Genomic DNA, 6,754 nt, shown 5'->3' with positions numbered 1-6,754 from the left:
GAAAGGGAATCGGCGCCATTGAAAGGGACAAATCCACGCGCGAAAGGGAATCTCCGCCGTTGAAAGGGACAAATCCACGCGCGAAAGGGAATCTCCGCCGTTGAAAGGGACAAAGCCGCGCGCGAAAGGGAAACGCTACCACTCAAAAACCAAAAACCGAAAACGCTCTGCAATCTCAGAGAGTTTTCGGTTTCAATCATTTCAGCGTTGGATTTGTTTTAAGTCTTCTTTAATTTTTGTTGTTGAGATGCCTTCTGTACGTGGTAGGTAGCATACTTCGCAGTAGTCAGATAGGAAGTCGAATTTACCTTCCCAGTCGTGTCCCATTACGAATAAGTCTACATTGTATTTTTGTACATCTTCAATTTTTTGTTCCCAGTTATTTTCAGGAATGACTTTGTCTACATATTTAATCGCTTCCAAAATCATTTTGCGATCTTCGAAACTATAGTAAGCTTTTTTGCCTTTTAATGCATTGAATTCATCCGACGAAATGGCAACGATTAGGTAGTCGCCCATTTCTTTAGCACGGCGCAGAATGTTGATGTGGCCAGCGTGTAGTAAATCAAACGTGCCATACGTAATAACGGTTTTCATAATTTGCCTCCAAAATCATACTTTTGGTTATTATAGTACACCCATTTAAAAAAAGAAAGATGTGTTATAAGTGAGTTAGTAAGTATTCTGCTAAGTTTTTAGAAGATTGACCTGTAGAATACGTATTCCAATGGCTCGAGTAGTCTTGTATAACAGTTACATCGAAATCGAGGTGAAGAATCGCGTGTACTAATTCTTCGTCGTTATCCACGACAGGGCCGGGAACCATTGTTGGATAGTCACTCCAAAATCCACGACTCATACGATATTGATCTAAATCATATGGATAGAAGATTTGTGGCTTGTTAAAGAATGCATACTCAAAAGGAATCGACGAATAATCACTAATCAAACAGTCAGTCACTGTTAGTACTTCATGAATCGGTACTTGACTGTCTAGTACGATAATTTGAGGGTTCATTAAATTTTCTACTGTATGTTGAACAGCAGGATGTAATTTAATAATCAATACATATTCATCGCCAATATCTTGCATCAATTTTGTAAAGTGAATCGGAATTTGCTGTGTGGTTAATTCTAAATCACGAAAAGTTGGTGCATACAATAGAACTTTCTTTTCACGCAAGATTGGATATTTTTCAAATAAGCGTGTGCGTACCTCTGCAATATGCTTCTCATCAAAATAAAAATCTGTGCGCGGAATCCCTGTGCGTAAAAATGCATCCGACTCCTTATGAAATGCTAGACGGAAAATCTTCGCCATTTGTTCCGAACCGACAACCACTTTATCCATACGTTTATAAACTTTTCGAAAGCGACGAACTGCTGCTGGTGTGCGATATGCGATACTCGGGTCAGAAAGGGCGAATTTTTTAATTGCACCTGCCGCATGCCAAAGTTGAATGCATTCGATGTGTTTCGGCAGTACATTTAAAAGCGGTACATAATTGTCGATTAATAGCGTTTTACAAGTAGAGATGTGGTACAAACCACTTATATATTGACGTAAGTCTTTCATCTCGAATAATATAATCTTTTTTACGTTAAGATTTGAAAAATTTTCGTTGCAACGAGACGTTTTTAGTACGATAATATCTGAGTAGCCTGGCTCGTTTAGTGCTTGTATTGTATAAGCAGCGTTATCGCCAAAATCGCATAAGAAAACCATCTTTTTACGTGTCGGAAAGATGGAAAAAAGTGCGAAGAAAAATTTATTTATAAGTAAAAATAGTTGAATTAACAATTCTTTTGTCATAGATTCACCCAAGTTAGTTTAATTTTTTACTACTTTTTTTATTATAGCATATTCTCTTGAAGGCGAAATATTGAAAGTTTAAAAAATAGAAAGATTCATCATAGGGATATGGTATGATGTATGTTGAAAAATTATTAAAATTGAAAGAGTGAACAACTTTGTCTATTAAAAATATATTAACAAAAGTCTTGAAGAAGGCTTATCGTTATATGGCAAAAAAGCCACGCATCGAGAATTTAGTTGTCTTCGAAAGTTTTCATGGTAAACGTTATAGTGATAATCCACGTGCGATTTATGAATATATGAAAGAAAATTGTCCAGAATTTGATTTGATTTGGTCTGTAAATAAAGAGAGTATTCCGATGTTTAAAGAAATGAATGTTCCTTATATGAAGCGTTTTTCTTTAAAATGGTTGCTGACATTCCCAAGAGCGCAGTATTGGGTGAATAATGTGCGTCTTGCGAAATGGATGAAAAAACCTAAAGGTACAACTTATTTGCAAACATGGCACGGTACACCATTGAAGCGATTAGGTACAGATATTGAGGAAGTACATATGCCAGGCACAGTCACTTCGAAATATCGTAAAAATATTATTTCAGAATCGAAAAACTGGAGCTATTTAGTAGGGCCAAACGCATACTCAACAGAGATTTTATCACGTGCATTCCATTTTAAAGGACCTGTAATTGAGTCAGGTTATCCGCGAAATGATGTCCTACATAACCCATCTGAAGCCCGTATGCAACAAATTCGTCAGTCATTGAATATCGATCCGAAGAAAAAAGTGGTATTATACGCACCGACATGGCGTGATGATCAATTTTTCGAAAAAGGTAAATATCGTTTTGAGTTCCAATTTGATATTAATCGTATGAAAGAAAAATATGGCGATGATTTTGTCTTATTAGCGCGCATGCATTACCTTGTATCGGAGAGCTTCGATTTTACGCCATATAAAGATTTCATTATTGATGTATCAGATTATTATGATATTGCCGATTTATATTTAATTAGTGACTTATTGATTACGGATTATTCATCTGTGTTTTTCGATTACGCTACATTAGATCGCCCGATTATTTTCTATATGTATGACTTAGAAGATTATCGTGATCGCCTACGTGGTTTCTATATTGATATTGAAGCGGATGCGCCAGGTAAGATTGTCAAAACAGAAGATGAGCTCATCGCTGAAATTGATCGTGCGTTAACAGAAGGTCATGCAGATCCTGCTCGTTACGAACGTTTCAAAAATCGCTTCTGTGAATGGGAAGATGGACGTTCTTCGGAGCGTGTTGTGAAGCGCGTATTCTATAAACAAACACTCGCACCAGCCTACATTCCACCAGTAGAAGATGAAACAACTGTTGAAACAGAACCATGTGAAACCGTATTAAATTAATAAAAGTAATCTGAAAAGAGGAGTCGTCCGCAAGGCGATTTCTCTTTTTCAATCGCATGGACATTGTGTCTTAAATTGGGTGCGAATATGCTATAATAAGCAATGAATATTCGGAGCGTTTTGGAACTAATTTTCGCAGCATTTCGTTCTAATTATTTGAAATACATGGAATAGAGGAAAATACAATATGAAAGCAATGATTAACATCATTAAAGAACAGGTGAATTCATTTTATCTGGTTCAGCGCTTAGCAAAATTCCAACTGCGCATTGATAATCAGGGGAATTATCTTGGATTCATATGGGAAATTTTAAATCCTGCCATCCAAATGGCGATGTATTGGTTCATCTTCGGCTATGTGATGCGTCGAAACGCAGAAGTCGACGGTATTCCGTATGTATACTGGATGTTAGCGGGGATTTCTTTCTGGTTCTTTATTAATAAAGCTATTTTACAAGGTTCAAAATCAATCTATCAAAAATACTCCATGGTCGCAAAGATGAATTTTCCACTTTCGAGCATACCGAGTTATATTATTATGGGAAAATATTATGGTCACTTGGCGCTACTCGCTGTCATTATGGTCATCTTCTGGATTGGCGGATACTATCCGACATGGCACTATTTCGAACTCATCATTTTCGTATTATGGTCATATGTATTAGCCTTTTCAATCACACTACTTACATCAACGCTGACAGTCGTTGTACGTGATTTACAAATGGTCATTCAATCGGTTCTACAAGGGATGTTCTTCATCTCACCAATTCTGTGGGATCGCTCAAAAGATATGCCCGAATTATTACAAAATATTTTAATGTTGAATCCATTCTATTTCTTAGCACAAGGTTACCGTGCTGGGTTACTAACACATGAATGGTATATCATCAATCATTGGGAACTCGCATTATACAACTTAGCACTTATACTGATCTTCTTGTACTTCGGTGCAAAAGCGCATTATAAATTCCGTGCGCGCTTCTCAGACTTTGTCTAAACTTTATGGAGGATGCTCAAATGGCAGAATCAGTTATTTTAAAAAATATTACAAAAAAATATCGTATGTATGAAACGAAGGGCCAGCAAATTGCTGACCTGATCTTTCCAGGTAAAAAAGGTTCATCTTTTAATGCGATTGAAAATATCACTTTTTCAGTAGAAGAAGGCGATGTAGTCGGACTTGTCGGTATTAATGGTTCGGGGAAGTCGACTTTATCCAATATCATTGGCGGACTCGTTCCACCAACATCTGGAGAATTAATCGTCAATGGTGAAGTGAATGTCATTGCGATTCAGTCAGGTCTGAACAATGCCTTAACAGGTGCTGAAAATATCGAATTCAAATGTCTACTTATGGGCTATTCAAAAGAAAAGATTAAAGAAGTCATGCCTGAAATCATCGAGTTTTCAGAGCTTGGAGACTTCATTTATCAACCTGTTAAACAATATTCAAGTGGTATGAAGTCGAAACTCGGCTTTGCGATTAGTGTAACAGCGAACCCTGATATCCTCGTAATCGACGAAGCATTATCTGTTGGAGACCAGACGTTTACAGATAAGTCACTCGCAAAAATGCTCGAATATAAAAAACAAGGAAAGACGATTTTCTTCGTCAGCCATAACCTTTCTCAAGTACGTAATTTCTGTACAAAAATTGCATGGATTGAGGGTGGGCGTTTACGTGAATTCGGCCCAACAAATGTGGTCATGCGTAACTACATGGCGTTCCTAAAAGACTATAATAAGCTGACACCAGCCAAGCAAAAAGAATTCCGCGACCAATTGGCGAAGCAGCGTAAGCATAAATAAGAATAGGAGTGACAAGCGGTGAGAAAAACATTATTTCTGGTAAGCAATGACCTCAATACGGAACAAAGAGGCTTGCATAAAGCAGTATTAAAACAAGCACGTCTGCTCAATCAGCCAGATTACCAACCTGTTCTTGTAACATTAGACTACAAACCAAACTATGCGGAAATCGAACGTGAACTTCATGTCACAGGTCATCTTCCACATGATGTGCATATTGTGAATTTATACGACTACTATCGTGATCGCTTTGCAGTGGTGGAAGTATCGGCTGTTTCAAAAGCACATTACGAAAAGAATCGTCATAAATTCGAAGATGAATTCTTTGTAGAAGATGCTGGTAATCACGCACGTTATTTTGAAAATGGTCGCTATGCAAAATATAAGCGCTGGGACGAAGATGGTCGTTTGCAATTTGTCGACTACTTCAATGACAATCGCGTACGTATTTCGCGTGAGGAGTTCCATCCAGCAGGCTATAAAGCACGCGAAATTTTATATCATCCAGCAAACAACAAGAAGAATCAAGAGAGTTACTTTACACCAGATGGCTTCTGTTACTTAACAATCTGGTTCAACTATTTAACAGGCGGACAACAACGTGTCTTCCTATTTGACCCGAAAATTCAAAAAGCCTTTGATTTTAAAAATCGTTTAGAGTTTCAAACTTTCTGGGTGAATGAATTATGTCGTTTAGAATCGGTTCGTCCAATTATTGTTGCTGAAACTGAACGTGTAGCAGACCGTGTACTCGGTGTGGAAGATCAGTATGCGGATAAAATTTTCGTTGTCGAACATAACCATTTAGAAGAACCTTATACAGTTGGTAGTTCGATGCCAAAGTTTATGAAATCTGTTGTCAACGCGATTCCAAAAGGATATGCAACCGTTGTTTCAACAGAAGAACAGCAGCGTGATTTACACAGTGATGTCGGCAATCGTGGCAATATTCACGTCATTCCACCGACAGTTGAAGCGATGCCAAGTGAAGCATTACGCGATCCAAATCGCTTCGTCATGGTGACACGCCTGATTGAAGATAAGCAAGTACAGCACGCAATTCAAGCGATGAAACAAGTTATTGCAGAAGAACCTGATGCACGCTTAGACATTTATGGTGTCGGAAACGAAGAAGCGAATCTACAAGAATTAATTGCAGAAGAAAAGCTTGAAAAAGTTGTCACATTAAAAGGCTACCATCCGAATGTAGCAGACATCTATCAACAAGCCCTCGCTTCCATCATTACAGCGAAAACAGAAGGACTTAATTATGCGTATGCGGAAGCAGCGATTCAAGGTACACCAACCATCTCTTATGCGATTACATACGGTCCAACGACATACATTACGCATAATGAAAATGGCATACTCGTTGAACCTAACAACATCGAACAACTCGCAACCAGCATGATTGAAGCAATCCAAAACCCAGATCACATGCTAAAACTCGGAGCAGCTGCAAAACAACACGCAACAGAACACTTTGCAGAAGCCACATACAAAGAACGCTGGCAACACGTCTTACACCAAGCCATTCATCACAGCCCAAAAATCAATATGATTTAACTCTAAACTCTCGCTTAGGCGAGAGTTTTTTTGTTGTGAGTAGATGGTGGTGGTGGAGGTGGCTGTGGTGGTGACTGGACTTAAGTTGACTAGTTTAAATAGAATTTTATTTGTTGAAAGGGACAAACTCGCGCGCGAAAGGGAATCCCCGCCATTGAAA

General features: G+C 38.2%; 6 protein-coding genes. 4 read left to right on the top strand and 2 right to left on the bottom strand.

Annotated features, from left to right (window positions below; all coding sequences use genetic code 11):
• Positions 1-201: 201 nt before the first annotated feature.
• Complete coding sequence (gene tagD / locus KGI01_RS13180; RefSeq protein WP_141275061.1) at positions 202-597, bottom strand: glycerol-3-phosphate cytidylyltransferase; 396 nt, start codon at positions 595-597, stop codon at positions 202-204.
• A 64-nt stretch (positions 598-661) separates the two neighbouring features.
• Positions 662-1,813 carry a CDP-glycerol glycerophosphotransferase family protein gene (locus KGI01_RS13175; protein ID WP_141275060.1) on the bottom strand — a complete coding sequence of 384 codons (1,152 nt, stop codon included), beginning with the start codon at positions 1,811-1,813 and terminating at the stop codon, positions 662-664.
• Between the two features lie 209 nt (positions 1,814-2,022).
• Between KGI01_RS13175 and KGI01_RS13170 the strand changes: the two genes are divergently transcribed.
• The 4 genes from KGI01_RS13170 (at position 2,023) to KGI01_RS13155 (ending at position 6,594) form a co-directional block, all read left to right on the top strand.
• The gene (locus tag KGI01_RS13170) at positions 2,023-3,219 is read left to right on the top strand and encodes a CDP-glycerol glycerophosphotransferase family protein (protein WP_082701479.1); all 1,197 of its coding nucleotides are present in this window, start codon (positions 2,023-2,025) and stop codon (positions 3,217-3,219) included.
• 187 nt (positions 3,220-3,406) lie between these two features.
• Positions 3,407-4,216 (top strand): ABC transporter permease, encoded by an 810-nt coding sequence (locus tag KGI01_RS13165; RefSeq protein WP_068455780.1) that lies wholly within the window; start codon positions 3,407-3,409, stop codon positions 4,214-4,216.
• A gap of 20 nt (positions 4,217-4,236) precedes the next feature.
• On the top strand, positions 4,237-5,028 hold the full coding sequence (gene tagH, locus KGI01_RS13160; protein ID WP_068455778.1) for a teichoic acids export ABC transporter ATP-binding subunit TagH: 792 nt from the start codon (positions 4,237-4,239) through the stop codon (positions 5,026-5,028).
• An 18-nt stretch (positions 5,029-5,046) separates the two neighbouring features.
• Complete coding sequence (locus tag KGI01_RS13155) at positions 5,047-6,594, top strand: glycosyltransferase (RefSeq protein WP_141275059.1); 1,548 nt, start codon at positions 5,047-5,049, stop codon at positions 6,592-6,594.
• The last annotated feature ends 160 nt before the right edge of the window (positions 6,595-6,754 follow it).

The organism is Kurthia gibsonii (assembly GCF_006539985.1).
Lineage (GTDB): Bacteria > Bacillota > Bacilli > Bacillales_A > Planococcaceae > Kurthia > Kurthia gibsonii.
Note: the sequence above shows the minus strand (reverse complement) of the source record. Positions and strands in the feature narration are given on the sequence as shown.